Origin of the sequence: Curtobacterium sp. VKM Ac-1376 (genome assembly GCF_015351025.1) — a bacterium.
Lineage (GTDB): Bacteria > Actinomycetota > Actinomycetes > Actinomycetales > Microbacteriaceae > Curtobacterium.
In genome coordinates this window covers 162,221-188,424 of the sequence record NZ_JADKRV010000002.1, presented here as the reverse complement: position 1 = coordinate 188,424, position 26,204 = coordinate 162,221, and the positions used below count along the sequence as shown (strand labels likewise).

The window sequence follows — 26,204 nt, the reverse complement described above, 5'->3', positions numbered from 1 at the left end:
GAGGACCTTCGGTCACGATGTTCACAAACACGTTGCAAGCAGCACGACATCCGGCGGTCTTTGGCTTCGAGAACTGTACCAGACGTCGCGGACGAGACCAAACACGGACGGGAGGCGCGGTGCGGGCCCGCCCCGCGCCTCCCGTCCGCTAGTGCGTGCCGTCCACCGCAGCCGGCGTCGCGGACCAGTCCGCGGACTCCGCGGGCCCGTCGGATCCCCCGGGGGCCGCAGACGCGGACGCGGCAGCCCGTGCCGGGTCGAGCGGCAGGTGCACCGTGAACACGGTGTCCCCCGGCTCGCTCGTCACCTCGACGCTGCCGCCGTGTGCCTGGACGACCGCATCCACGATCGCGAGCCCGAGCCCGGTCGACCCGACGGTGCGGGAGCGCGAGCTGTCGGCACGGGCGAAGCGTTCGAACAGCTTCGGCAGGAACTCGGGGTCGATGCCCTGGCCCGTGTCCCGCACGGTCAGGTCCACTCCGCCGGCGGCCGAGGCGATGCCCACCGTGATGCGCGTGCCCTCGGGCGTGTGGGTCCTGGCGTTCGTGACGAGGTTCACGATGACCTGGTGCAGGCGCGCGGCGTCCCCGACGACGGAGACGGGTTCCGGCGGGACGTCGACCTCGATGACGTGGCCGGGCGACGCCGCGTGCGCGTCGTTCACGGCGTCCAGCACCAGGCCGGTGAGGTCGACCTCGTCGAACTGGATCTCCCGGCCCTCGTCGAGGCGGGCGAGGAGCAGCAGGTCCTCGACCATCGAGGTCATCCGGATGGACTCCGACTCGATGCGGCTCATCGCGTACACGACGTCCTTCGGCAGGTCGCCGCCCATCCGTCGGGTGAGCTCGGCGTACCCGCGGACCGAGGCGAGCGGGGTGCGGAGCTCGTGCGAGGCATCCGCGACGAACTGCCGGACCTTCTGCTCCGAGCGCTCCCGGGCCTGCATGGCGCCGCTGATGTGCCCGAGCATCCGGTTGAACGCGCTGCCGACCCGGCCGACCTCGGTGCGGGGATCGGTGTCGGGGACCCGGACACCGTCGAGGGCGTCGCTGCGGTCGAGGGGCATCCGGGCGACGGTCGAAGCGGTCTCGGCGACGCGCTCGAGCGGGCGGAGGGATCTCCGGACGACGACCGCGGCGACGATCGAACCTGCCAGCAGCGCCGCGGCGACGACGGTCATCACGACGCCGAACAGCTTCCACACGCTGTCGTCCACGGGCGCCATCGGCAGGCCGACGACCAGGACAGCGGGTCCGACGGTGACGGCCGCGACCCGGTACCGACCGATGTCGGCCCCGACGTCGACCGTGGCCGGCTCAGCGCCGACGCGCACGGTGCCGAGGGCCTGCGCGCTCGACTGGGTGATGCCGCTCGGACGTCCGTACTCGTCCAGGATGCTCGCGATCACGACCTGGCCGTCGACGAAGTACGCGGTCAGGGTCCCGGCCGCCTGCCCGGACGGACGGGACAGGTCGATGCCGGGTTGCCCCGACTCGTTCTCCTGCAGGTACCGCTGCGCTCGGTGGGTGGCGCTCGTGATCTGCTTGTCGATCGCGTCGGTCTGGATCGACGCGAGGGCGACGATGCTCGCCGCCCCGATCACCGCGCTGACGGCCACGACGAGGGCGACGATGCTCAGGACGAGCCGACGCCGCAGGGTCACGAGGTCGGCTTGATGACGTACCCGACGCCGCGCACCGTGTGGATCATCGGGGTCTCGCCCGCGTCGATCTTCTTGCGCAGGTAGGAGATGTAGATCTCGACCACCGACGACTTGCCGCCGAAGTCGTACGACCACACGCGATCGAGGATCTGCGCCTTCGACAGCACACGTCGGGGGTTGCGCATGAGGAACCGGAGCAACTCGAACTCGGTGGCGGTCAGCTCGATGGAGCGTCCGGCACGGGTGACCTCGTAGGACTCCTCGTCGAGCACCAGGTCGCCCACGACGATGCGAGAGTCCCCGGCCTCCGAGATCGAGATCTGCGAGCGGCGGATGAGCCCACGGAGGCGCGCCACGACTTCCTCGAGCGAGAACGGCTTCGTGACGTAGTCGTCGCCGCCGGCGGTGAGGCCGGTGACGCGGTCCTCGACGCTGTCCTTCGCGGTGAGGAACAGCACCGGGGTGTCGTCGTTGTTCTGCCGGAGCCGGCTCAGCACCTGCAGGCCGTCGAGGTCCGGCATCATCACGTCGAGCACCATGGCGTCGGGCTTGAACTCCCGCGCCGTGGTCAGGGCGTCCTGCCCGCCGTTCGCGCTCTTCACGTCCCAGCCCTCGTACCGGAGCGCCATGGACAGGAGGTCGGTGAGGCTGGCTTCGTCGTCGACGACGAGGATGCGCAACGGGGTTCCGTCGGCACGCGTGAGGCGCGGGGCTGCTGCAGGCTGGGAGATGGTCACGTCTTCGAGTATCGAGAGTTTCCTATGAGCGATCTGTGGGCAGCCCCTGGCCGATCTGTGTACTCCCCTGCTCGGAGCGCGCGGTCTTCCCGAGGTTCGTTCCGACTGTGCGCCCCTTAGACAGTTCATCGGAAGTGGCAGTGTGCACCACAACAACGCTCCATAGGTTCTCCTCGTCGGCCCCGCCGCGTGCTCTGCGCGGCCGGTGATCCCCGCCGGCCACCACCGAGGAGAACCATGTTCCTGACCTACCTCAGGCGCGAGCTCACCAACCGCAAGAAGCAGACCGTCATCATCGCGATCGGCATGGCCCTGGCCATCGCCCTCGTGGTGATCGTGTCCTCGATCTCGGGCGGCGTGCAGGCGGCCCAGAAGAGCGTGCTGCAGTCCGTCTACGGCGTCGGCACCGACATCACGGTGACGAAGACCGCGACCCAGTCGGCGAGCGGAGGACGTCCGAGCTTCGACTTCGGCAGCCAGGGCGACAGCAGCAGCGACGACAGCGGCTCGACGGACCTCTCCCAGTCGAGGCTCGCGGTCTCGCGCGGCACGAGCACGCTGAACGCGTCGAACCTGTCGACGATCACGAGCACCGACGGGGTCTCCGCGGCGACGGGCGTGCTGACCCTCGAGAACAGCACGTTCTCCGGCCAGGTCCAGCAGCAGTCCACCGACGACAGCAGCAGCGACAGCAGCACGACGCAGCAGGGTCCGCCGAGCGGTGGCGGCGGCGGCGGCTTCGGCGGTGGCTCGTTCAGCGTCGACTCGTTCACCGTCACCGGTATCCCGGTGTCCGGTGACGCCGTCGGTCCGCTGACCAGCACCGAGCTCACGAAGGGGCGCTCGTTCACGTCGAAGGACGCCGGCAAGGACGTCGTCGTGCTCGACGCGTCCTACGCGAAGAGCGAGTCCAAGGCGGTCGGCGACACGATCGACATCGGTGGCTCGGACTTCACCGTGATCGGCATCGTCAGCTCGACCGGGTCGTCCTCGACGACGGGCTCGAACACCTACATCCCGCTCGACACCGCACAGGCGCTGGCCGACCTCGACGGCAAGGTCACCTCGATCTACGTGTCCGCCGAGTCGTCGTCGGACGTCAGCACGATCAAGACCACGCTGCAGAAGCAACTCACCACGGCGACCGTCTCCACCGAGGCGGACCTGGCCTCCAGCGTGTCCGGCTCCCTGAGCACCGCGTCGAGCCTGGTCTCCAACCTCGGCAAGTGGCTGTCGATCGTGGTCCTGGCAGCGGCCTTCCTCATCGCGATCCTGTTCACGATCTCCGGCGTCACCCGACGCACCCGCGAATTCGGCACGCTGAAGGCGATCGGCTGGTCGAACGGCCGGATCACCCGGCAGGTCGCCGGTGAGTCCCTGGTCCAGGGCCTGATCGGCGGTGTCCTCGGCGCCGCGGCCGGCCTGATCGGCATCCTCGTGGTGAACATCATCAGCCCGACGATCTCGGCGAGCGCCTCGAGCACGACCGCCGGTGGCGGCGGCGCGGGCGGCGGGGCAGGCGGCGGCATGCCCGGCGGCGCGGCGACCGCAGCGGCGGGCAGCGGCGCGGGCGGCGGCGCCCCGGCCGGCGGGTTCGGCGGTGGCGGCGGCGCGAGCACAGCGTCGACGACCGACGTCGTCCTGCACGCCCCGGTCACGGTCGAGGTGATCCTGCTGGCGATCGGCCTGGCGATCCTCGGCGGTCTGCTCGCGGGCGCGCTCGGTGGCTGGCGTGCGAGCCGGCTCCGTCCGGCCGAGGCACTGCGGAGCGTCGCCTGATGCCCGGACCGGCCACGGGCGCCGTCCCGACCACCGATGCGAACCCCACCACGCGACCAGGAGGAACCACCGTGACCAGCACCGACACCGCAGCCGACGCGGCGGAGGCGAACCGCGCCTCCAGTCCGATGTACCGGCTGACGAACGTCAGCAAGACGTACAAGCAGAAGAACCGCACCGTGACCGCCCTGACGAACGTCGACCTGACGATCCCGCAGGGGCAGCTCGTCGCGATCCAGGGGCCGACCGGCGGCGGCAAGTCGACGCTGCTGCAGATGCTCGGCGCGCTGGACCGGCCGACCGCTGGGTCGATCCACCTCGGCGGCGACCGCGACGTGGCGAAGCTCGGCGACCGTGCACTGACCGACCTGCGGGCGACCGAGATCGGGTTCGTGTTCCAGAGCTTCAACCTGATCCCGACCCTGACGGCGCTCGAGAACGTCGAGACGGCGTTCGCCGGGTCGCTCGCGAACCGGTCACGCAGCGAGGTCCGTGAGCGGGCGACGGCGGCGCTCCGCGAGGTCGGGCTGGGCGAGCGGCTCGACCACCTGCCGACGGAGCTGTCCGGTGGGCAGCAGCAGCGCGTCGCCATCGCTCGAGCGCTGGTGAAGAACCCGAGCGTCCTGCTCGCCGACGAACCGACGGGCGCACTCGACGAGGCGACCCGTGACGAGATCATGGGCCTCATCGAGAAGCAGTGGAAGGAGCGCGGCCTGACGGTCGTGATCGTCACGCACGACTCGTGGGTGGCGAAGCGGGCGGAGCGCCGCCTCCACATCAAGCAGGGGCAGGTGCGCGAGGCCCACTAGCGTCCGCACTGCACAGGCCGGGAGGCACGGCGCGCATCCGCAGCGCACCGTGCCTCCCGGCCTGCTCGCGTCCGGTGCCGCGGCTCAGGCCACCGGGTAGTCGCAGTACGCGAACCAGGTCGAGTCCGGCGCCCACGGCGGCACGTTGACCGTCCCCTGCCCGCCGCGGAGCGCGACGAGGGTCTCCGGCACCACGGCGATCCGGGCGCCCCGCACGAGCGAACCCGGCATGAGCCGGAGCTCGACGCGGTGGTCGGCCGGGTGGCCCTGCACGCCGGGCTCGTACGACAGGTACAGCAGGTGCGAAGCGTCCGGGGAGAGGTGCGGGAACCAGTTCACGCGGTCGTCGTCGGTCAGGCGGACCGGGCTGTCGTGCCCCGGCCAGAGCACGGCCAGCTGCGCGGTGCCCGGGGTGAAGCGCTCTGTGTTCCAGAGCAGGATCCCGCCCGACGGGCTGAACGTGCAGCCGTCGTCGGGGTGTTCGTCGCGTGTGACGAAGGTGGGCGCACCGGTCTCCGGGTCGACGAGGGCGACGTCGGTGGTCCACACGCCCTCGTCGGACAGGTCGCCGACGATGGCCGCGAGGGCGCTGCCGTCCGGGGCGATGCCGTGCAGGTAGAACTTGCGCCGGACCGGCAGCGCAGCGGCGACGTCGGTGATCCGGGTCGTCGGGCCGCCGTCGGGCAGCGGGACCCGGTAGAGCTCACCGTCCCGGGCGCTCACCACGATCGAGGACCCCGAGGGATCGAGCACGTGGTCGTTGTTGATCTCGTCGACGCCGTCCATCGGCACGGGGACGAGTGCGGTCTCGTCGAGCACGGTACCGCTGTCGGACGACGGCAACCGGAGCAGCCAGAGGTCGCCGTTCCCGTTGAGCACGAGGGTGCCGGCGTCGAGGACGTTCGGTGCTTCGACGAGCACCGAGTCGGACTCGAAGACGAGCCGCGAGGTGCGGGTCTCGACGTCGTACACGTGCACGCGGCTGGTCTGTCCGGGCAGCAGCTGCCGCCCGCGGGTCTCGGTCATGGTCGCATCCTGTCGGATCGTCGCGTGGTCGGGGGGGGGGGACGGCAGAACACCGGTGTTCGCGCTGGCACCGCGTCCTGCGGGGGTGTCGAGCACGAACACCGGTGTCTTGTGGAAGGGCTGTCGCCTACTTCACCGCACCGGCGGTCAGACCGGCGACGAACTGGCGCTGGACCACGAGGAACGCGATCACGACCGGGATGCTGACCACGAGGCTCGCCGCCATGATCTGGTTCCAGTACACGTTCGTCTGCGTCGAGTACTGCTGCAGACCGACCGCCAGTGTCGAGCCGAGACCGTTCGTCATGACCGAGGCGAAGAGGACCTCACCCCAGGCCGTCATGAACGAGTAGATCCCGACCGCCACCATGCCCGGACGGGCCGACGGCAGGATGACGCGGAACAGCGCACCCATCGGGCCCGAACCGTCCACCATGGCGGCCTCGTCGAGCTCGCGCGGGATCGTCTCGAAGTAGCCCGCGAGCATCCAGATCGAGAACGGCAGCGTGAACGTCAGGTAGGTGATGATCAGGCCGAGCCACGACCCGACGAGCTGGATGCCCAGGGTGTTGCCGAGGTTCGTGAAGATGAGGAACAGCGGGAGCAGGAACAGCACGCCGGGGAACATCTGCGTGGAGAGCACCGCGGTGGTGAAGGTGCTCTTGCCCTTGAAGTTCCAGCGCGAGACACCGTAGGCGGCGAACGTCGCGATGATGAGCGAGAACACCGTCGCCACGGTGCACACCACGAGCGAGTTGATGAAGTACCGGCCGAGCGGCACCGTCGACCACATGTCGATGAACGGCTGGAAGGTGATGGTGGTCGGGATCCACGTGAAGTTGTCCTGCACGTCGCCGAGCGGCTTGATCGCCGTGGTGACCATCACGTACAAGGGAACGACCGTGAACAGGGTCAGGACGATCAGGGTGATGATCTTGAAGGACTTGGCGCCAGTTGTCTCACGCACGGACGGACCTCCGGTTGGTCACGGCGAGGTAGATGCCGGTGACGACGAGCAGGAAGAGGAGGAGCAGGACGCTCATCGCGGCACCCGAACCGAAGTTCCAGGTGATGAACGACGCGTTGTAGATGTGGAAGCTCAGCAGGTCCGCGGCGGGTGGCTGCGCGGTCGAGCCGAACAGCACGAACGGCGTGTTGAAGTCGTTGAACGTCCACAGGAACATCACGAGCACGAGCGTCACGTTGACGGGGCGGACCATCGGCAGCGTGATCGAGCGCCACTGGCGGAACGGCTTCGCACCGTCGACCGAGGCGGCCTCGTAGACGTCGTTCGGGACGGACTGCAGGCCGGCCATGAGCATCAGGAACGCGAACGGCCAGGTCTTCCAGATCGCCACGACGACGACCGCGACGAAGGCGTTGTTGCCGATGAGCCAGAACGGGGCGTTCCCGCCGAACAGTCCGAGTTGATCGACCAACAGGTGGTTGAGCGCTCCGGAGTCACGCTGGAACATGAACTTCCACGTGATCACACCGGCGTACATCGGCAGCGCGTAGGGCACCAGGAACAGGGTGCGGAACAGCCCGCGACCCGCGAACGGCTTCTGCAGCGCGACGGCCGCGGCCATGCCGAAGGTCCAGGAGAGCCCGACGACCAGGACCGTGAAGGCACAGGTGATGAGGAACGAGTTGAGGACCCCGCGGCCGATCGCCTGGTCGAAGTCGATCGCGACCTGGTAGTTCTTGAACCCGTCGAAGGGTGCGGCGCCCCAGTTGGCGATGAAGTACTTGGTGAGCTGGATGAACGAGATCCAGATGCCGGTGAGCATCGGGACGATGTGGATGAGCAGCTCGAACAGGATGGCCGGCGCGACGAGCGCGTAGGGCAGCCAGTGGGTCTTGCGCTTGCGACCTGGCGGACGGCCCGACATCGTCGGACCCTTCGTGTGCGTCAGGTCGATGCGCTCCGAGTCGGGCAGGACCGTCGTGGACATGGGCGGTGGCCTTTCGGCAGGAGGGGCGTGCAGGTGCGGTCCGCGGGGGCCGTGGCAGCGGCGTGGGCCCACGCGGCCCGGTTCCGACGCGATGCGGAGCTTGCGGAGCAGCGTGGCGGCCGAGGCCGTGGGGAGAGGCGCGGGGTGCGTGGGGCGTGAGCCTCACGGCCGACGGGTGGTCGGCCCTGGAACGTCAGGGGCGGAGGCCCGGGCGCGTCCGGCGGACGCGACCCGGGCCTCCAGGGAGGATCAACCGGCGGCCTGGGACACCTGGTCCTGAGCCGTCTGCAGGGCCGACTTGATGTCGGCCTCGGAGACCTTGGAGCCGGTCGCGATCTTGGCGAACATGTCGTTCATCGCCTTGCCGACCGTGGACTCGAACTGGTCCTCGGCGGGCACGAGCGGGAGCGGCTTCGCCTTGTTGTTGTAGATGTCGAGGAACGTCTTCGTCTGCTCGTCGGTGACGGAGTCAGCAGCCTCGGCGAGCACCGGCAGAGCCGAGTACGGCTTGTCCAGCGTCGTCTGCGTGTCCATGTCCGTCATGTACTTGACGAACTTGAGCGCGCCCTCCTTGTTCTTCGTGTTCTTGAAGACGGAGAGGTTGATACCGGCCGGGAACGAGGCGATCTCCTCGCCGCCGGTCGGTGCGGGCAGGGCGACGACGCCGTACTCGGACGACTTCATCCCGAGGGACTCGATGGTCGCGTTGGCGTTGTTCTGGTTGAGGATGAACGCGGCCTTCTTCTTCGCGAAGTCCGTGGTGGACTGCGTCGCGTTGTCGTACTGCGCGTTCGACGGGTTCGCGACCTTGGCGTCCTGCATCAGGTCGAGGTAGCGCTTGATTCCGTCGACGTTGGCCTTCGACGTGAAGGTCGGCTTGCCGTCCTCGTCGAACCACTCGCCACCGTTCTGCGCCGAGTTGATGAAGGCGAAGTGCGAGTTCTCGGTGTACGAACCGCCGGCGAGGCTGAACCCGTAGGTGTCACCCTTGGTCAGCTTCTTGGCGTCCGCGACCATGTCCTCCCACGTGGTGGGCGGGGTGATCCCGGCGTCCGCGAGCATCTTCTTGTTGTAGTACAGGCCGTAGGCGAGCCCGTAGAGCGGGACGCTCGTGACCGTCTCGCCGGGGGCGCCACCGGTGGAGAGCGCGACCTTGCCGAACTTGTCGGCACCGCCGATCGCCTTCATCTCGGCGTCACCGAACTCCTGGAAGGCGCCGGTGGCCTGCAGCGAGGTCGCCCAGGTGTTGCCGATGTTGACGACGTCCGGGCCCTGGCCCGAGGTGACGGCGGTCTGGATCTTGGTCTGCAGGTCGTTCCAGCCGATGACCTGGAGGTCGACCTTGATCCCGGTCTCCTTCGTGAACTTCTCGAGGACGGGGGTCAGCACCTCCTTGTCGTTCTGCAGGGACGTGCCCTGGTTGGACGCCCAGTAGGTGAGCGTCTTGGAGTCGCCGGCGTCGCCGGACGATCCGGAGGAGCAGGCTGCGAGGCCGGACACGGTGAGTGCGGCGGCCGCGGTGATGGCCAGTGCGCGGGTGACAGTGCGCATGACTCTCTACTTTCTCGTCGTTGAGATGGTGCAGGGATGGGGCAAGGATCTTGCGGGTGGTGCGGGTGGTGCGGGTGGTGCGGGTGGTGCGGGTGGTGCGGGTGGTGCGGGTGGTGGTGGCAGTGGTGCTGCTGTGGGTGCGGGACGCACGCGACCGGTCAGGCCAGGGTGTGTTCCGCGGGATCCCAACCCTCGGGGAGGGTCTGGGAGGGCGACACGGTGCTCTCGACGAGCACCGCCTCGCCACGTTCTGCGGCCTCGGCGATGGAGACCATCACGTCGAGGACGTGGAAGGCGAGCGCACCGGGGACGCGGTTCTCGTCGCCCGCACGCAGCGAGCGTGCGAGGTCGACCACGCCGGTGCCGCGCGAGTAGGTCGAGCCGACCGCGGGGATCGTCTCGGGCTCCTCGCTGCCGAGCGCGTAGAGCTCGGTGTCACCGTCGAAGTTGTTGGGGTCGGGGAACACGACTGTGCCGGTCTCCCCCGCGATCTCGACGAAGCCGGTGCGACCCCTGTCCGACTCGAACGAGAAGACGCTCTGCGCGCTCCCGCCGTCCTCGAACTCGATCAACGCGGAGTGGTTCGTCGGGACCTCGACCGGGAACTCGGTGCCCGCCTTCGGACCGGAGCCGATGGTGCGCGTCGCACGGGACTTCGAGGCCGTCGCGGTGACCTTCTTCACCGCACCGAACGTCTGCACGAGCGTCGTGATGTAGTACGGGCCGATGTCGAAGAGCGGGCCGGCGCCGTACGCGAAGAGGAACTCGGGGCTCGGGTGCCACGACTCGGGGCCGGGGCTCTGGAAGAGCGTCAGGCCGTTGAGGGGCTTCCCGATCCGACCCTCGCGGATCGTGCGGAGCGCGGTCTGCAGTCCGGCGCCGAGGAACGTGTCCGGGGCGACGCTGACGGTCTTGCCCGCTGCTGCCGCGGCGTCGCGGAGCTGCGTGGCGCTCTCGCGGTCGAGGGCGTAGGGCTTCTCGCCCCACACGTGCTTGCCTGCGGCGAGGGCCTGCAGGGCGACCTCGACGTGGGCGGCCGGGATCGTCAGGTTGACGACGATCTCGATGTCGTCGTCGGCCAGGAGCTCCTCGACGGTGCCCGATCCGGGGACGCCCCACTTCTCGGCCTGCGCTGCGGCACGGGGCAGGTCGATGTCGGCGATGAAGCGGACCACCACGTCGGGGAAGACGGTGAGGTTCGACAGGTACTGGTCGGAGATGACCCCGGCGCCGATGACACCGACGCCGACCGGGCCGGTCTTGGTGGTGCTGGTGGTCTCGTCGTCCACAACGGTGTCGGTCATGCGCGGGCCCCCTCGAGGAACGTGTAGGAGTCGGCGACGGCCTGGAACACGTCACCCTCGTGGTCGTCGAGCTCGACGACGTGCAGCGCGTCGGGCGCAGCGGCGATGATCTCGCGGATCGGCATGATGCCGTTGCCCACGGCCACCTGCTGCTTGTCGTCGTGTGAGCCGTCGCCGTCCTTGACGTGCAGGAACTGGACGCGGTCGCCGTACTTCCCGATGATCGCCACCGGGTCGTCGCCGCCGACCTGCACCCAGTAGGTGTCGAGTTCGAGCACGACGTCGTCGGACAGCGCGTCGGCGAAGACCTCGTAGGCACTGACGCCGTCGATGCGGTTCGAGAACTCGAACGCGTGGTTGTGGTAGCCCAGGACGAGCCCGTGGTCGGCCGCGCGCGGTGCGAGGGCGCTGAGTTCGCGGGCGATGGCCTCGACGTCCTCGCGGGTGGTCCAGCGGGCCTCGTCGATGTGCGGGTCGATGAGCGTGCCGAGACCGATCGTGACCGAGGCGTGGAAGATGCGCTCGAGGTCCTGCTCACCCGCGTCCAGCAGGCGGGCGTGACCGCTCGGAGCGGCGAGGCCGGCGTCGCGCAGGGCCGCGGCGAGTTCGTCGGCGTTGTCGACGAAGCCGAAGGCCTCCACGTTCGTGTAGCCGATGTCGGCGATGCGGCGGAGCGTGCCGGGCAGGTCTGCCGAGAGCGCGTCACGCACGGTGTAGAGCTGGACCGAGAGCGGTTGGGTCACCAGGGGGTTCTCCTCGTCGAGATGGTGCGGTCGTCACTGACCGTTCGTCACACTACGAGCACTTTTGTCGGCGGTCAAGCAAAAGTCCGAGGAATCTCGACGGACTTCGTTGCGTGGCGCGATCGATGTGTGCTTCACTCCCCACATGGTCGACTTGAACCGGACGGCAACGTCGCCTCCGGTCGGGACGAGCGAGCTCTTCCAGATCCTCCGCGACGGCGTGCCGCGCACCAGGGCCGAGCTCGCCGCCCTGACAGGACTCGCACGCTCCACCATCGGCGTGCGCCTCGACTCCCTGATCGACATCGGGCTGGTCGGCGCCGTCGACACCGCGGTCTCCACGGGGGGTCGGCCACCGGCGCAGGTGGCCCTGAAGCCGCGCGCCCGGCTCGTGATCGCCGCCGACCTCGGCGCGTCGCACGGTCGCGTCGCCGTCACCGACCTGGTCGCGACACCGCTCGCCACCCGCGAGGCCCGGATCGACATCGCCGCAGGTCCTCTCCCCACGCTGTCCTGGCTCGTCGAGACCATCGACGAGCTCCTCGCGGAGGTCGGTCGCAGCCGGCAGGACATCATCGCGATCGGCATCGGTGTCCCCGGTCCGGTCGAGTTCTCCACCGGACGCCCCGCGAACCCCCCGATCATGCCCGGCTGGGACGGCTTCGACGTCCCGTCGTGGCTCCACCAGCACATCGCGGCACACGTCCTGCTCGACAACGACGTCAACATCGCGGCACTCGGCGAGCGGGAGCACGGGTGGCCCGACGTCCACCACCTGCTCTTCGTGAAGGTGGCCACCGGCATCGGCTCCGGCATCGTCTCCGAGGGGCGGCTGCAGCGAGGGGCACAGGGTACCGCTGGCGACATCGGCCACGTCCGGGTCTCGAGCGCCGGCGACGTCCCGTGCCACTGCGGCAACACCGGCTGCCTGGAGGCCGTGGCCTCCGGGCCCGCCATCGCCCGCGCACTCCGTGCCAAGGGCCACGACGTGCACACGAGCGCGGACGTGATCGACCTGGTAAACCGGTCCGACCTCGACGCCATCTACGCCGTCCGGCAGGCGGGGCGCGACATCGGCGAGGTCCTGGCGACGTGCATCTCGCTGATGAACCCGTCGGTGATCGTCCTCGGCGGCTCGATCACACAGGCCGGAGAGCACCTGCTCGCCGGCGTCCGGGAGGTCGTGTACGCGCGCTCGATGCCGCTGGCCACCGAACACCTGGTCATCGCGCAGTCCCGTGCCGGGTCCCTCGCCGCACTGCAGGGCGCCGCCGCGCTCGCCATCGGGTACGCGCTCTCCCCCATCGGGGTGGACGAGCTGGTCGCCTTCGCCGAGGGGCGCGAGCTGGTCTCCTGACGCACACCCCGAGGTCGCGTGAGCGCGTCGGTTTCGGTCTTGCCGGTGGTCGGGGGGACAATCGTCGGGTGACGACCGTGCAGCCCACCCTGTGGGGCGACCTGGACCCCGGCTCGGAGGCCCTTCCCGCCCCCGGTACGCCGGCCCCGGCTGCTCGTGACGCCTTCACCGCCCTGCGCGGCCACACCGAGCGCATCGTCGCGCACTCGTCCGACCGCGTCGCCTGGCTCCGCGCCCGCGCGATGGGCATCACCGCCACCGACGTCGCCCGGCTCGCGTCACTGCGCGCCGTCGACGCCGTCGTCACCGACAAGCGCTACGGCTCCCGGTTCTCCGGCAACGCGTTCACCGAGCACGGCAAGGACCGCGAACCGGTGATCGCCGCGTGGGTGGCCGCCACGCACGGCATCCAGCCCTCGGCCCACCTGTTCCACGCCGCCGCGAACCGTGCGCACCTCGCCACCCCGGACGGCGTCGGCGTCGACGGGTCGTCCCGCGTGGTGCTCGCCGAGATCAAGACCACCGGGAAGGCCTGGCGCAGCATCCCCCGGCACTACCTGCGGCAGGTCTGGTGGCAGCAGTACGTCCTCGGCGCCGACCGCACCCTGTTCGTCTGGGAACGCCACGACGGCTTCGTCCCGGTCGCCGACGAGCCGGAGTGCCGCTGGGTGGACCGCGACGACGAGCAGATCCGCGGGCTCGTGCAGCTGGCCGACCTGGTGCTCGACAAGCTGCGCGGCTTCCGCTCCTAGACCCGCACCAGGCGGAGTCGGCTCATCCCCACCACGAGGACGCCGAGCAACCCGATCGACACGGCGATCCCGACGACGTAGATCGCCACGACGCCGTAGCCCTGCGCCGGGTCGAGGAACGGGTACGGCACCCAGCCGTCCGTGGCACCGCGGACCAGCACGACGACGACCCACACGGCGGGGTAGACCAGGAACCACCACACGTGCCGGAACAGCAGCCGCGCCCGGTCGGAGAACAGCAGCCAGTCCAGGACGGCGTACACCGGGATGATCCTGTGCACGATGTCGTTCGACCACGGCACGGAGGCCGAGACGTCGGCGTTCGACAACAGGGTGTTGTAGACGATGCCGGTCGTCGCGATGTACACCGTCGCGGCACCACGGAGCACCGAGACGGCGAGTTCCGCCCGCTTGCGACGGGCCCCGGCGACGAGCGTCACCGCGAGTGCCACGGCGATGATCAGGTTCGACTGGATCGTGAAGTAGCCGAAGAAGTTCCAGAATGAGTACGTCGGGCTCCGGGAGCTCTCCAGCCACTGCGCGACGACCGCGACGACGACGGCGATCAGGGCGATGAGCCGGAGCGAGTTCACGAGGGTACGCACGGCCCCACGCTATCGGGACCGTCGTCCGACGTGCAGGAAGGGCCCGCACCGTCGCCGGTGCGGGCCCTTCCACGAGTCACTCGACTCAGATGCTGTTGACGTCCAGCGGGATGCCGGGACCGAAGGTCGTCGAGACGGCGCCCTTCATGACGTAGCGGCCCTTCGACGACGACGGCTTGAGGCGGTTGATCTCCTCGAGCGCGGTCGAGATGTTCTCGTCGAGCTGCTCCGGGGTGAACGAGGCCTTGCCGACGACGAAGTGCACGTTGGCGTGCTTGTCGACGCGGAACTCGATCTTGCCGCCCTTGATGTCGTTGACGGCCTGCGCCACGTTCGGGGTCACGGTACCGGTCTTCGGGTTCGGCATGAGGCCACGCGGGCCGAGCACCTTGCCGAGACGACCGACCTTGCCCATGAGCTCCGGGGTCGCGACGGCGGAGTCGAACGAGGTGTAGCCCTCGGCGACCTTCGCGATGAGCTCGTCGCCACCGACCTCGTCAGCGCCGGCAGCGATCGCTGCCTCAGCAGCTGCACCCGTCGCGAACACGATGACGCGGGCGGTCTTGCCCGTGCCGTGCGGCAGGATGACCGTGCCGCGGACCATCTGGTCGGCCTTGCGGGGGTCGACGCCGAGCTTCAGCGCGACCTCGACCGTGGAGTCGGTCTTGGAGGAACCGGTCTCCTTGGCCAGGGCGACTGCCTCGGTCGGGGTGTAGAACTTGTCGGCCTCGATCTTCGCGGCCGCGGCCTGGTAGGCCTTGGACTTCTTCGCCATGGTGGTCTCCTTGCGAGATACGTGGTTGGCGAGCCGGCGAGGCTCTCCCACGGAAAGGTGTCTGGTGGTGGGCCGGAGCCCGATCGGTGCTTAGGCCTCGACCGTGATGCCCATCGAGCGTGCGGTGCCGGCGATGATCTTCGCGGCCTGCTCGATGTCGTTGGCGTTCAGGTCGGCCTGCTTGGTCTCGGCGATCTGACGGACCTGGTCCATCGAGATCTTCGCGACCTTCACCGTGTGCGGGGTCGATGACCCCTTCTGCACACCAGCAGCCTTCTTGATGAGCTCGGCGGCCGGCGGGGTCTTCAGGACGAACGTGAACGAACGGTCCTCGTAGACGGTGATCTCGACCGGCACGACGTTGCCACGCTGCGACTCGGTCGCCGCGTTGTACGCCTTGCAGAACTCCATGATGTTGACGCCGTGCTGACCGAGCGCCGGACCGATCGGGGGGGCCGGGTTGGCGGCTCCCGCGTTGATCTGCAGCTTGATCAGGCCCGTGACCTTCTTCTTCGGTGCCATGACTTGTCTTCCTCCTGGAATCGAACGCACGGGGACCCGTGCACTCTCCCGCTGGTCCGGCCGTTCCGGACAGCGGTGAAGGCCCACACGCACGAGGCGTGCGGGCCAAAACCCGTTCAGTGTAGTGGATGTGGCTGTGTTCGTCTGCGCTGAGCGCTACAGCTTGGTGACCTGGTCGAAGCTGAGCTCGACCGGGGTCTCGCGCTCGAACAGCGAGACGAGGACGGTGAGCTTGCCGCTCTCCGGCTTGATCTCGGAGATCGAACCCGGCAGACCCGCGAACGAGCCTTCCTTGATGGTGATCGTCTCGCCGACCTCGAAGTCGACCTCGGCCGCGGGCTGTGCCTGCAGCGACCCACTGCCCTTCGCGCCACCCTTGGTCGGGGCGGCCTCTGCGACCTGCACGAGGGACTTCAGCATCCCGAACGCCTCGTCGAAACGGAGCGGGGTCGGGTTGTGGGCGTTGCCGACGAAGCCGGTGACGCCGGGAGTGTGCCGGACGACGGACCACGAGTCCTCGTTGAGGTCCATGCGGACGAGCACGTACGAGGGGATCCGGACGCGCGTGACGAGCTTGCGCTGACCGTTCTTGATCTCGACGACGTCCTCCATCGGGACCTCGACCTGGTAGATGTAGTCCTCCATCGACATCGAGACCATGCGGTTCTCGATGTTCGACTTCACGCGGCGCTCAAAGCCGGCGTAGGAGTGGATGACGTACCACTTGCCCGGCTTCATCCGCAGCTCGGCCTTGAAGGCCTCGTACGGGTCGACCTCGGCGGGCTCGTCGTCTTCGTCGTCCTCGGCGTCGAGTGCCTCGTCGGCGGCGAGCGTCTCGTTCGCCTCCGCGGCGGTCTCGGTCTCGAGCTCGACCTCTTCCTCGTCCTCGACGGCCTCGACGGCGGCCTCGGCCTCGTCGGCGGAGTCGATCTCGAGCGCGTCGTCGACGACAGCGTCTGCCTCGGGGTCGCGGGCTTCCTGCAGGGCGGTCAGTGCTTCATCGAGGCCGGCGTCGACGCTGCCGTCGTCGGGCTCCGAGCTGAGGCCGAGCGACTCGTCGTCGTCGCTCTCGATCGAGATCGCACGCTCTTCAGCGGACTCGACGGAGCGTCCCTCGCCGGTCTCGACGTCGCCTTCCTGGTTCTCCTCGACCTCGGAGGACTGCTCGGCAGCCGTCGCGAGGTCGATGTCATCGCGGGAGTTGTCAGACACAGTCGGTTCTTTCCGTTCGGTGGTTCGGGTCGGGGTGGCGTGCGGTCGTGGTCCTGGTCGACGCCGTCACGATCGACGCCGTCTCGGGCGACCGTACTCCTCGGGGCGGCCGCGGACGGCCGCCGACGTCCGGGTCAGGCCGTGGGCCCGTTGCCGAAGACGTACCCGACGCCGAGTCCGAACACGAAGTCCAGGATCGACACCAGGATCATCATGACGACGACGAACACGAGGACGACGCCCGTGTAGCTGAAGAGTTCCTTGCGGGTCGGCGTCACGACCTTGCGCAGTTCGCCGATCACCTGGCGGATGAAGAGCACGATGGCAGCGATGGGTCCGCGGCGCTCGGCCCGGTCCTGCTTCGCCTTGGCGACGACGTCGTCCGCCGTCGTCTCCATGTCTTTGCTCGCCAACTTTTACCCTTCCAGAGTTGCAGGGCGGACAGGACTCGAACCTGCAACCTGCGGTTTTGGAGACCGCTGCTCTACCAATTGAGCCACCGCCCTTCGAGACACGGCCCGATACCGTTCCGTGTTCCGGTGGTCGAGTGTACGGGAGTCCGTCACACGGTGTCCACTTGGCCCCCGCCACGGCGTGCCGCGCCGATAGGCTGGCACCCGTGAGCACCGCAGCCCCCGGCCCCGAGTCCACCGCCCCCGTGTCCGTCGACACCCTCGCCCCCGCCCCGACCGATCGGCAGCGCATCGCGACCCGCATCGCGGCGATCGCGGAGTCCGCGACGCTCAAGGTCGATGCGAAGGCGAAGGCGCTCAAGGCCGCAGGACGACCGGTGATCTCGTTCGCCGCGGGCGAGCCCGACTTCGCGACGCCACAGCACGTCGTCGACGCTGCCGTCCAGGCCGCGCAGGACCCGAAGAACCATCGGTACACGCCGGCCACCGGCCTGCCCGAACTGAAGCGGGCGATCGCCGAGAAGACCGCACGGGTGTCCGGGATCACCGTCGACCCGTCGCAGGTCATCGTCACGAACGGCGGCAAGCAGGCCGTCTACCAGGCCTTCCAGACCATCGTGGACGCCGGTGACGAGGTCCTGCTCCCCGCCCCGTACTGGACCACCTACCCCGAGGCGATCCGGCTGGCCGGCGGCGAGCCCGTCGAGGTCTTCGCCGGCAGCGACCAGGACTACCTCGTCACGGTCGAGCAGCTCGAGGCCGCCCGCACGCCGAAGACGAAGGCACTGCTGTTCTGCTCGCCGTCGAACCCGACCGGCGCCGTGTACTCAGCCGAGCAGACCCGGGCCATCGGCGAGTGGGCGCTCGAGCACGGCATCTGGGTGATCAGCGACGAGATCTACCAGGACCTGGTGTACGACGGCGTCCGGTTCTCCGGCATCCTGCACGAAGTGCCCGCCCTCGCCGACACCGCGATCCTGGTCAACGGCGTCGCGAAGACCTACGCGATGACCGGCTGGCGCGTCGGGTGGCTCATCGGGCCGATCGACGCCGTCAAGGCCGCGTCGAACCTGCAGTCCCACCTGTCGTCGAACGTCTCGAACGTCTCGCAGCGCGCCGCGATCGCCGCGCTGACCGGCCCGCAGGAACCCGTCACCGCCATGCGCGAGGCGTTCGACCGCCGCCGGAAGTCGATCGTCGACGGCCTCAACGCGATCCCGGGCTTCACGACGCCGACCCCACAGGGCGCCTTCTACGTGTACCCGGACGTCACGGAGCTGCTCGGACGAGAGTGGGCCGGTAGCACGCCGACCACGACGCTCGAGCTCGCCGACCTGATCCTCGAGCACGCTGAGGTCGCCGTGGTGCCCGGTGAGGCCTTCGGTCCCTCCGGGTACCTGCGCCTGTCGTACGCCCTGGGTGACGACGACATCGCCGAGGGCGTCGCGCGCCTGGCGACGTTCTTCTCCTAGTCCCGACCACGCAGAACGGGCCACCTCATCGAGGTGGCCCGTCGGTGTTCCGGGAGGCCCGTGGGGCGTCGTGCGCGCCCCTTCAGCCGACCAGGTCCCCGACCACGACGGGTTCCGGAACGAGCGAGACACCGAATCGGTTCAGGACGGTCACCTGGACGAAGCGGGCGAGCTCGGCGACCTGCGCTGCCGTCGCGCCGCCGCGGTTGGTGAGGGCGAGCGTGTGCTTCGACGAGATCGCCGCGCGCGACCCCGGCACCGCGTACCCGCGGTGGACACCGGCGTGCTCGATGAGCCAGGCCGCGCTGAGCTTCACGTCGGAGCCGGCCGGCCAGCGGGGAGCCTCGGCGGGCAGGGTCTCGGCGAAGGCCTGGGAGACGATCGGGTTCGTGAAGAACGACCCGGCACTCCAGGTGTCGGGGTCGTCGGCGTCCAGCACCATGCCCTTCGAGGCTCGGAGCCGGAGGACCTCGTCGCGGACGGTGGTGGGCGCCACGAGGGCACCGAGCGAGACGCCGAGCGAACCGGCCAGCTGCGCGTACCGCACGGGCACGCCGTGCTCCCCTGCCAGACCGAGCCGGAACTCGACCGTCAGCACGACACCGCGTCGGCCGCGCTTGAGCGTCGACGTGCGGTAGCCGAGCGCCAGCTCGGCTCCTGGCACCCACGCGCGCTCACCCGTGGCCGCATCGAGGAACTCGACGCGGGTGAGCACGTCGGAGAGCTCGACCCCGTAGGCGCCGATGTTCTGCACCGGAGACGCACCGACGGTGCCCGGGATGCCGCTGAGGGCCTCCAGGCCGGTCCAGCCGTTCGCGACGGTCGTGGCGACGAAGGGATCCCAGGGTTCCCCCGCGGCGACGCGGACGGTGACGCCGTCGGCATCGCGGTCCGCGTCGAGGCCGGTGGTGCGGACCAGCACGACCGTGCCGTCGAAGCCCTGGTCGGCGACCAGCAGGTTGCTGCCGCCGCCGAGGACGAGCCACTCGTGGTCGTCGAACGCCTCGGATGCGTGGACGACGAGTTCATCGGTCGTCGTGGCCGTGAGCAACCGGGCTGCCGGACCACCGACGCGGAGCGTCGTCAGGTCGGCGAGCACCGGCTCCGACACGGTCAGCGGAACACCACCGTGACCTGCGCCTTGCCGAGCACGGTCTGCCCGGCGGCGGTCACGGTGAGGTCGATGCGCACCGGGCGACCGTCGTCGTCGACGGTGCCGACCTTCGCGATGATGCCGACGGTGGCACCGTCCTTCGGGTCGACGACCACGGGGCGGGTGAAACGGACGCCGTAGCCCGCGACCCAGCCACTGTCGCCGAGCCACTCGGACACGGGCTGCACCGCGATGCCCATGGTGAGCATGCCGTGGGCGAGGACGCCGGGCAGCCCGACCGTCGCGGCGACGTCGTCGCGGTAGTGGATCGGGTTGAAGTCCCCGGAGGCACCGGCGTACCGGACGAGCGAATCGCGGGTGATGTGCACGTCACGCTGGGCGACGACGGTGCCGACCTCGAGCGCGGTGGTGGGTGCGGCGGTCATGCGTCGTCTCCTCGGACCACGAGGGTGGAGGTCGCCGTGACGACGTGCTCCCCCGCGGCGTCGTTCATGATGCTCTGGGCCGTGACCATCGCGTTGCCCCCGAGGGTCTTCACGCTGGTCACCGTCAACGTGGCGGTGAGTTCGTCACCGGCGACGATCGGCCGGTCGTAGGTGAAGGCCTGCTCGCCGTGGACGACCCGGGAGAAGTCGATGCCGGCGTCGGGCTCGTTGAGGAGCTGCGCGAGTGTGGCCTCCTGCACGACGACCGCGAAGGTCGGCGGAGCGACCACGTCGTCGTAGCCGGCGGCACGCGCGGCCTCGGGGTCGTGGTGGACGGGGTTGGTCGCGAACACCGCACGCGAGAACTCGCGCACCTTCTCGCGGCCGACCAGGTAGGGCAGGGCCGGCGGGAACGTCCTGCCGACGAGCTCGGGGTTCACTGACACCACGGCAGTGTACCGACGCCCGTCTTGGGGCCTGCCGTCCGTGAGGATGCATCGGATAGAGTGACCTCGTCCGGTTCGGGGGAATCGGCGCGTGCCACGGCACGAGTTCGTTCGGGACGGGGAGGGCCGATGGACACCGCGACGGAGTTCGCCGTGCACACGGGCGACCGCTGCACCGCGATGGAGGTCGCCGGCGCGGCGCTCCGCAGCACCGGCCACCACGTCGAGTCGACGGGCGGCACGCTCACCGCGACCGCCGGCAGCCGGCTGCTCACCATCCTGCTCGGGGCGCTCGCGCACCCGTCGCGGGAGTACCGCCGGTACGAGCTGTCGATGACCGTCGACGGCGCGTCCACCACGATCACGCTGCGGCGGGCTGGCCACGTCACGGCGGTGTCGGGCGGCAGCATCGGCGCGAACCGCCGTCGAGCGGACTGGCAGGAGGTCACCGCCGCGATCGAGAGCGCGTTCCGCACGGCCGGGGTGCTCGCGGTCCGTACCGACACGGGATCGCACCGGACGCGGTAGCGCGTTCGCACGACGCCGTCGTGTTCGGAGGACGCCGTGGTGCCGGTGAGACGCCGCGGTGTTCGGCGGCGCCTCACCCACCAGGCGGCGTCTCACGCACGAGGGAGCGCCTCACGCACGAGGCGGCGTCTCGGAGGGACGCCGGGGTCCCGCGCTTCGGTGCACCGCCGAGTGGTGCCGGGAACGACGAAAGCCCGGCGAGGAGATCGCCGGGCTTGCGGTAGCGAGGGCGGGACTTGAACCCGCGACCCCACGATTATGAGTCGTGTGCTCTAACCAACTGAGCTACCCCGCCAGAGATCCGGAGCGACACGCGCACCGGGTCGGAGCCCCGAGTCAGGATTGAACTGACGACCCCCTCCTTACCATGGAGGTGCTCTACCACTGAGCTATCGGGGCGATGTGCCGCGAACGGCACCACACGAGGATAGCAGAACTCCGACACGGCTCCGGAACCGGTGACGACGCCCGGGCGTGCCGCGTCGTCGACCGCTAGTTCGCGTTGGCCTTGAGCCACGCGAGGGGGTCCACGGGGACCCCGTCGACGTGCACCTCGAGGTGCAGGTGGGGACCGGTGGAGTTGCCCGTGCTGCCGACGAGACCGAGGACGTCGCCCACCTCGACCTGCTGGCCGGTGACCACCTTGAAGGAGTTGTCCTCCATGTGGCCGTAGACACTGACGAACTGCTTGCCGTCCACGTCGTGCTCCACCCAGACGTCGTTGCCGAAGCCGCCGTCGTTCGCCTGCACCTTGATGACGGTGCCGGCGGCGATGACGCCGATCGGGGTGCCCTCGCCGGGAGCGAAGTCGACGCCCATGTGGTTCGTCGAGCAGAACGAGCAGCCGGCGACCTGGCGCCCGCCGAAGCCCGAGGTGATCGGGACCCCGGTCAGGAACGGCCACTGGATGGTGCCGGTCGGGTCGTTCGTGAAGCTCGACGAGTCGACGTTGGCGTACTGGGTGGCGTCCGACACCGTGTACTGGTCGCGCGCGGTCGAACCGTCTGCCGAGGCACCGACGCTCATCGACTGGGTCGCACCGCCCGCGCTCGAACGCGCCGCAGTGGAACCGGACTCGGGCACCCACAGTGCCTGCGCGGGCAGGGACGTCGAGACGACGAGACCGGCGACGAAGAGCAGTGCGCCGACGGCGGTGACACGCGAGGCCGCTCGGCGGAACGAGGCGCCCTGCTTCGGGGCGGGGATCGTCCGGGGAGAGGACGCGGCGATGTGCCGGGTCGCGCGGTCGACCGGGGCGGTCGCCGCCGCGGCCCGTGTGGCGCCCGCAGCCCGACGGCGGGACGCGGGGACCTGGCCGGAGACGCGACGCCGCTGCGGGACGGACGGTGCGGCCGCGGCTGCGCGCGCGGACGTACGGGCCGGAACGGCCTGGACGATCGGCGAGGTGGGGGCCGGCGGCGTGGCGATCCGGGACGCCGGCCGCGCGGGCGAGGCCGGCGCGAAGTCGACGGGCGAGACGGGGGCCGCCGGGGTCATCGGCGTCGCCGGCCCGACCACGTCGTCGAAGGACGGGGACGCCGGGGTCTGCGCCGACAGCGTGGTCGAGCCCTTGGCCGCTGCGCGCTCCGCCTCGATCCGAGCTCGTCGGGTCAGGTGGACGACCGGGGTGGCGGCGTCGACGGAACCGTCGGTGGGAGCGGACGACAGAGGGGAATGCGGCATGCGTGCGGTGGCGATCCTGATCGGGGAAGGGCTCGCTCGATGGTAACGAGCAGATAACGGGACCTGAGCACGCTAGCAAACGTCGCCGCACGTCGCCAGTCCTGACCCGTCCGTCGGGCACCCCGGGCCGAGGGGCCGGCGGGTCGTCAGGCGTGGAGGGCGCCGAGCGCGTCGGTCTCGAGGCCGCGCACCAGAGCCTCGAGTTCGTCGGCGACCGCCGGGCTCGCGAACAGGAAGGACCGGGTGCCGCCGGCCTCCCAGATCCGGATCGACGCCCCGGCCTCCTGCGCCACGAGCGCCCCGCCCGCCATGTCCCACGGGTTGATCCCGCGCTCGTAGTAGGCATCGACGACCCCGGCTCCGACCGCGCAGCAGTCCAGCGACGCTGCTCCCCCGCGGCGGATGTCGCGCACCTCGCCGATCAGGCCAGCGAGCACGCGGACCTGCTCCCGACGGCGGTCGGCCGTGTACCCGAAACCGGTGGCGACGAGCGTCTCGGCGAGCGAGGCCGGCGACCCGACGGACAGCGGCACCCCGTCGCGCGTCGCACCCTGCCCGGCCGCCGCTCGGAAGACGGTCCCGGTGGCGGGGGCGACGACGATCCCGGCGACGGGCTCCCACGTCATCGGGTCCGGGGCACCGCGCACGACGCCGACGCTCACCCCGTACTCGGCGCTGCCGTACAGGTAGTTGACCGTGCCGTCGATCGGATCGACCACCCACGTGAAACCGGACGCACCGGAGGCGGAGCCGGACTCCTCACCGTGGAAGGCGTCGTCGGGGCGGGCCTCGGCGATGCGGGCGCGGATGAGGGCCTCGACCTCCCGGTCGGCGGCGGTCACCACGTCGACGATGCTCGACTTCCGATCGGCGACCTCGACGCCCTCGGCGCGCCGCCGTGCGGCCAGGGCCGCTGCGTCGCGGGCGATCGACTCGGCGAGGTCGGCGAACTGGGACGGGGTGAGGTCGGCCATGCGACCATCCTCCCGGAAAGGGAGGAAGCGCGTCCGGAGACGAGAACGGCCCCGTCCGCATGGACGGGGCCGTTCTCGGTGCTGGTGGCAAGTGAGGGATTCGAACCCCCGAAGGCTACGCCGGCTGATTTACAGTCAGATCCCTTTGGCCGCTTGGGTAACTTGCCATGCGCACCCAGCCGGTGTGATCACCAACCGAAGGCGCGCACAAGAGCATAGCGGATCCGGGACGGTGGTCGTGACCACCACGAGCCGCTCCACGCGGCCGGAACCGGCCCTCCCCCCATCGGCACGGCCCGGACGCCGCTGGCGCGGCATCCGGGTACCGGCGACGTGGGCCCAGTCCGCCGTTAGGCTGTCCCGCATGGCAGACAGTTCCTTCGACGTGGTGAGCAAGGTCGACAAGATGGAGGCGGAGAACGCCCTCAACCAGGCCGCCAAGGAGATCGAGCAGCGGTACGACTTCAAGGGTGCCGACGCTTCGATCGCCTTCAGCGGTGAGGACGTCCTCATCAAGGCGAACTCCGAAGAGCGGGCGAAGGCCGTGCTCGACGTGCTGCAGAGCAAGGCGATCAAGCGCAACATCAGCCTGAAGAGCCTCGACGCCGGTGACCCGTACCCCTCGGGCAAGGAGTACCGCATCGAGGTGAAGTTCAAGAACGGCATCGAGCAGGACGTCGCGAAGAAGATCGGCGCCTTCCTGCGGGCCAACGCCGCGAAGAGCGTGAAGAGCCAGATCCAGGGCGACGAGCTCCGCGTCTCCTCGAAGAGCCGCGACGACCTGCAGAACACGATCCAGCTCCTCAAGGGTGAAGAGTTCGACGTGCCGCTGCAGTTCATCAACTTCCGCTGACGCGCGGCGCCTGAACGACACCCGACACCGGCACCCCGTGGAGCACTGGCTCAGCGTCGCGATCACCGTCCTGCTCGTCCTGTTGGACCTGGCGATCCGCGTCTTCTCGATCATCTACGTCCCGATCAACCGGAAGCCGCAGACCGCGACCGCCTGGCTGCTCGCCATCTTCCTCATCCCCTACATCGGGTTCATCGTCTTCCTGGTCATCGGGTCGACGAAGCTGCCGCGCGCACGCCGTGAGAAGCAGACCGAGATCAACGCCTACATCCTCGAGCAGACCGAGGGCATCGAACGCGTACGCCGCGACCACCCGTGGCCGCTGTGGCTCGAGAGCATCACGAAGCTGAACCGCGAGCTCGGCTCGATGCCCCTGGTCGGTGGCAACTCCGCAGAGCTCTACCCCGACTCCGAGGGGTCCATCGCCGAGATGACCAGGGCGATCGACCAGTCGCGCCGGTTCGTGCACGTCGAGTTCTACATCGCGACCCTCGACGACACGACGCGCCCGTTCTTCGAGGCGCTCGCCCGCGCCCAGGCCCGCGGGGTCACGGTCCGGTTCCTGCTCGACCACTGGGCCAGCCGCGGCTACCCCGGCTACCGGGACACGCTCGCGTTCATGGACGGCGCCGGCCTCGAGTGGCACCTCATGCTGCCGCTCCTGCCGCTGCAGGGGAAGTTCCAGCGCCCCGACCTGCGCAACCACCGGAAGATCATGGTCATCGACGGCTCGGTCGCGTTCACCGGGTCACAGAACCTGATCGACGCGTCGTACGACATCAAGGCGCACGTCGAGAAGGGCATGGTCTACAAGGACCTGTTCGCCCGGTTCGAGGGCCCGGTCGTCGCCGGACTCAACGCCCTGTTCGTCACCGACTGGTACAGCGAGACCGACGAGCTGCTCCTGCGTGAGAGCGACCCCGTGCAGCGCGCCGACCGCGGCGACGCCCTCGACTGCCAGGTGGTGCCGTCCGGCCCGGGCTTCGACGGCGAGAACAACCTCCGCCTCTTCAACGCGCTGCTCTACTCGGCCCAGCGGAAGGTCTCGATCACGTCGCCGTACTTCGTACCGGACGACTCGATGCTCTACGCCATCACCACGACGGCCCAGCGCGGGGTCGAGGTCGAACTGTTCGTCGGCGAGATGGGCGACCACACGATGACGTGGCACGCGCAGCGCTCGTACTACGAGGAACTCCTGCGCGCCGGCGTCAGGATCTGGCTGTACCGAGCACCGACGATCCTGCACGCGAAGCACTTCACGATCGATGACGAGGTGTCGGTGATCGGCTCGAGCAACATGGACATGCGGTCGTTCAGCCTGAACCTCGAGGTGTCCGTCATGGTGCGCGGGCGCCGCTTCGTCGAAGCGCTGCGCGAGGTGCAGGACGCCTACAAGGAGCACAGCTTCGAGCTCACGCTCGACGCGTGGCTCGACCGGCCGCGTCGGTCGCAGGTGCTCGACAACGTCGCGCGGCTGACGGCGGCGCTGCAGTAGCGCACCGG

Annotated in this window: 26 protein-coding genes and 4 tRNA genes; 8 read left to right on the top strand and 22 right to left on the bottom strand. The window is 69.5% G+C overall.

The window, feature by feature from the left end:
• Positions 1 to 148: 148 nt before the first annotated feature.
• Positions 149 to 1,663, bottom strand: coding sequence for a sensor histidine kinase (locus tag ITJ56_RS03780; protein WP_194627795.1), 1,515 nt, complete (start codon positions 1,661 to 1,663; stop codon positions 149 to 151).
• Entirely contained in the window at positions 1,660 to 2,400 is a 741-nt protein-coding gene (locus ITJ56_RS03775; protein WP_194627793.1) for a response regulator transcription factor, read from the bottom strand. The genes ITJ56_RS03780 and ITJ56_RS03775 overlap by 4 nt, the downstream gene beginning before the upstream one ends.
• Positions 2,401 to 2,637: 237 nt before the next feature.
• Here ITJ56_RS03775 and ITJ56_RS03770 point away from each other — a divergent pair, with 237 nt between their 5' ends.
• A complete protein-coding gene (locus ITJ56_RS03770) occupies positions 2,638 to 4,179 on the top strand; it encodes an ABC transporter permease (RefSeq protein ID WP_194627791.1) in 1,542 nt (513 codons plus the stop codon).
• A gap of 128 nt (positions 4,180 to 4,307) precedes the next feature.
• Positions 4,308 to 4,988: an ABC transporter ATP-binding protein gene (locus ITJ56_RS03765; protein WP_194628186.1), complete on the top strand. Its 681-nt coding sequence runs from the start codon at positions 4,308 to 4,310 to the stop codon at positions 4,986 to 4,988.
• Positions 4,989 to 5,072: 84 nt separating this feature from the next.
• On the opposite strand, the gene ITJ56_RS03760 is transcribed toward ITJ56_RS03765, so the two are convergent.
• The 6 genes from ITJ56_RS03760 to ITJ56_RS03735 form a co-directional block, all read right to left on the bottom strand.
• Positions 5,073 to 6,014, bottom strand: coding sequence for a TolB family protein (locus ITJ56_RS03760; protein WP_194627789.1), 942 nt, complete (start codon positions 6,012 to 6,014; stop codon positions 5,073 to 5,075).
• A 127-nt stretch (positions 6,015 to 6,141) separates the two neighbouring features.
• On the bottom strand, positions 6,142 to 6,981 hold the full coding sequence (locus tag ITJ56_RS03755; protein WP_194627787.1) for a carbohydrate ABC transporter permease: 840 nt from the start codon (positions 6,979 to 6,981) through the stop codon (positions 6,142 to 6,144).
• On the bottom strand, positions 6,974 to 7,969 hold the full coding sequence (locus ITJ56_RS03750; RefSeq protein WP_194627785.1) for a carbohydrate ABC transporter permease: 996 nt from the start codon (positions 7,967 to 7,969) through the stop codon (positions 6,974 to 6,976). Before ITJ56_RS03750 ends, ITJ56_RS03755 begins: the two co-directional genes overlap by 8 nt.
• Before the next feature lie 249 nt (positions 7,970 to 8,218).
• The gene (locus tag ITJ56_RS03745; RefSeq protein ID WP_194627784.1) at positions 8,219 to 9,520 is read right to left on the bottom strand and encodes an extracellular solute-binding protein; all 1,302 of its coding nucleotides are present in this window, start codon (positions 9,518 to 9,520) and stop codon (positions 8,219 to 8,221) included.
• A 158-nt stretch (positions 9,521 to 9,678) separates the two neighbouring features.
• Positions 9,679 to 10,824 carry a Gfo/Idh/MocA family protein gene (locus ITJ56_RS03740; RefSeq protein ID WP_194627782.1) on the bottom strand — a complete coding sequence of 382 codons (1,146 nt, stop codon included), beginning with the start codon at positions 10,822 to 10,824 and terminating at the stop codon, positions 9,679 to 9,681.
• Positions 10,821 to 11,567 (bottom strand): sugar phosphate isomerase/epimerase family protein, encoded by a 747-nt coding sequence (locus ITJ56_RS03735; RefSeq protein WP_194627780.1) that lies wholly within the window; start codon positions 11,565 to 11,567, stop codon positions 10,821 to 10,823. Before ITJ56_RS03735 ends, ITJ56_RS03740 begins: the two co-directional genes overlap by 4 nt.
• Before the next feature lie 145 nt (positions 11,568 to 11,712).
• On the opposite strand from ITJ56_RS03735, the gene ITJ56_RS03730 reads away from it, so the two are divergent.
• Complete coding sequence (locus ITJ56_RS03730; protein WP_194627778.1) at positions 11,713 to 12,924, top strand: ROK family transcriptional regulator; 1,212 nt, start codon at positions 11,713 to 11,715, stop codon at positions 12,922 to 12,924.
• 68 nt (positions 12,925 to 12,992) lie between these two features.
• Positions 12,993 to 13,676 (top strand): YqaJ viral recombinase family protein, encoded by a 684-nt coding sequence (locus ITJ56_RS03725; protein WP_194627776.1) that lies wholly within the window; start codon positions 12,993 to 12,995, stop codon positions 13,674 to 13,676.
• On the opposite strand, the gene ITJ56_RS03720 is transcribed toward ITJ56_RS03725, so the two are convergent.
• From ITJ56_RS03720 to ITJ56_RS03695, 6 genes are all read right to left on the bottom strand, one after another.
• Positions 13,673 to 14,281: a Pr6Pr family membrane protein gene (locus ITJ56_RS03720; RefSeq protein WP_194627774.1), complete on the bottom strand. Its 609-nt coding sequence runs from the start codon at positions 14,279 to 14,281 to the stop codon at positions 13,673 to 13,675. The two genes, ITJ56_RS03725 and ITJ56_RS03720, sit on opposite strands and share 4 nt — an antisense overlap.
• Before the next feature lie 85 nt (positions 14,282 to 14,366).
• Entirely contained in the window at positions 14,367 to 15,056 is a 690-nt protein-coding gene (gene rplA, locus ITJ56_RS03715; protein ID WP_194627772.1) for a 50S ribosomal protein L1, read from the bottom strand.
• A gap of 90 nt (positions 15,057 to 15,146) precedes the next feature.
• On the bottom strand, positions 15,147 to 15,578 hold the full coding sequence (gene rplK, locus ITJ56_RS03710) for a 50S ribosomal protein L11 (protein WP_017888638.1): 432 nt from the start codon (positions 15,576 to 15,578) through the stop codon (positions 15,147 to 15,149).
• Between the two features lie 156 nt (positions 15,579 to 15,734).
• The gene (nusG, locus tag ITJ56_RS03705; protein WP_194627770.1) at positions 15,735 to 16,790 is read right to left on the bottom strand and encodes a transcription termination/antitermination protein NusG; all 1,056 of its coding nucleotides are present in this window, start codon (positions 16,788 to 16,790) and stop codon (positions 15,735 to 15,737) included.
• 134 nt (positions 16,791 to 16,924) lie between these two features.
• Positions 16,925 to 17,188, bottom strand: a complete 264-nt coding sequence (gene secE, locus ITJ56_RS03700; protein ID WP_371830607.1) for a preprotein translocase subunit SecE — start codon at positions 17,186 to 17,188, stop codon at positions 16,925 to 16,927.
• Positions 17,189 to 17,223: 35 nt separating this feature from the next.
• Positions 17,224 to 17,296, bottom strand: a tRNA-Trp gene (locus ITJ56_RS03695).
• 152 nt (positions 17,297 to 17,448) lie between these two features.
• On the opposite strand from ITJ56_RS03695, the gene ITJ56_RS03690 reads away from it, so the two are divergent.
• Positions 17,449 to 18,675, top strand: a complete 1,227-nt coding sequence (locus ITJ56_RS03690) for a pyridoxal phosphate-dependent aminotransferase (protein WP_194628184.1) — start codon at positions 17,449 to 17,451, stop codon at positions 18,673 to 18,675.
• An 82-nt stretch (positions 18,676 to 18,757) separates the two neighbouring features.
• Here the strand turns inward: ITJ56_RS03690 and ITJ56_RS03685 are convergent, their stop codons facing one another.
• Genes ITJ56_RS03685 through ITJ56_RS03675 form a run of 3 tightly spaced genes read right to left on the bottom strand, consistent with a single transcriptional unit; the run spans position 18,758 to position 20,660 of the window.
• Positions 18,758 to 19,786: a UDP-N-acetylmuramate dehydrogenase gene (locus ITJ56_RS03685; RefSeq protein WP_194627768.1), complete on the bottom strand. Its 1,029-nt coding sequence runs from the start codon at positions 19,784 to 19,786 to the stop codon at positions 18,758 to 18,760.
• Positions 19,787 to 19,788: 2 nt separating this feature from the next.
• Positions 19,789 to 20,214, bottom strand: coding sequence for a MaoC/PaaZ C-terminal domain-containing protein (locus ITJ56_RS03680; protein ID WP_194627766.1), 426 nt, complete (start codon positions 20,212 to 20,214; stop codon positions 19,789 to 19,791).
• Complete coding sequence (locus ITJ56_RS03675) at positions 20,211 to 20,660, bottom strand: FAS1-like dehydratase domain-containing protein (RefSeq protein ID WP_194627764.1); 450 nt, start codon at positions 20,658 to 20,660, stop codon at positions 20,211 to 20,213. Before ITJ56_RS03675 ends, ITJ56_RS03680 begins: the two co-directional genes overlap by 4 nt.
• A 129-nt stretch (positions 20,661 to 20,789) precedes the next feature.
• Between ITJ56_RS03675 and ITJ56_RS03670 the strand changes: the two genes are divergently transcribed.
• Positions 20,790 to 21,188: a hypothetical protein gene (locus ITJ56_RS03670; RefSeq protein WP_194627762.1), complete on the top strand. Its 399-nt coding sequence runs from the start codon at positions 20,790 to 20,792 to the stop codon at positions 21,186 to 21,188.
• Between the two features lie 221 nt (positions 21,189 to 21,409).
• Here the strand turns inward: ITJ56_RS03670 and ITJ56_RS03665 are convergent.
• The 5 genes from ITJ56_RS03665 to ITJ56_RS03645 form a co-directional block, all read right to left on the bottom strand.
• Positions 21,410 to 21,483: transfer RNA gene (locus ITJ56_RS03665), tRNA-Met, on the bottom strand.
• Between the two features lie 32 nt (positions 21,484 to 21,515).
• A tRNA-Thr gene (locus tag ITJ56_RS03660) sits at positions 21,516 to 21,587 on the bottom strand.
• A gap of 93 nt (positions 21,588 to 21,680) precedes the next feature.
• Positions 21,681 to 22,871 carry a peptidoglycan DD-metalloendopeptidase family protein gene (locus ITJ56_RS03655; RefSeq protein WP_194627760.1) on the bottom strand — a complete coding sequence of 397 codons (1,191 nt, stop codon included), beginning with the start codon at positions 22,869 to 22,871 and terminating at the stop codon, positions 21,681 to 21,683.
• Positions 22,872 to 23,017: 146 nt separating this feature from the next.
• A complete protein-coding gene (locus ITJ56_RS03650; RefSeq protein ID WP_194627758.1) occupies positions 23,018 to 23,845 on the bottom strand; it encodes an inositol monophosphatase family protein in 828 nt (275 codons plus the stop codon).
• 82 nt (positions 23,846 to 23,927) lie between these two features.
• A tRNA-Tyr gene (locus tag ITJ56_RS03645) sits at positions 23,928 to 24,012 on the bottom strand.
• A 197-nt stretch (positions 24,013 to 24,209) separates the two neighbouring features.
• On the opposite strand from ITJ56_RS03645, the gene ITJ56_RS03640 reads away from it, so the two are divergent.
• Both ITJ56_RS03640 and cls read left to right on the top strand, forming a co-directional pair.
• Positions 24,210 to 24,698 carry a YajQ family cyclic di-GMP-binding protein gene (locus tag ITJ56_RS03640; RefSeq protein WP_194627756.1) on the top strand — a complete coding sequence of 163 codons (489 nt, stop codon included), beginning with the start codon at positions 24,210 to 24,212 and terminating at the stop codon, positions 24,696 to 24,698.
• A gap of 37 nt (positions 24,699 to 24,735) precedes the next feature.
• Positions 24,736 to 26,196: a cardiolipin synthase gene (gene cls / locus ITJ56_RS03635; protein ID WP_194627754.1), complete on the top strand. Its 1,461-nt coding sequence runs from the start codon at positions 24,736 to 24,738 to the stop codon at positions 26,194 to 26,196.
• The last annotated feature ends 8 nt before the right edge of the window (positions 26,197 to 26,204 follow it).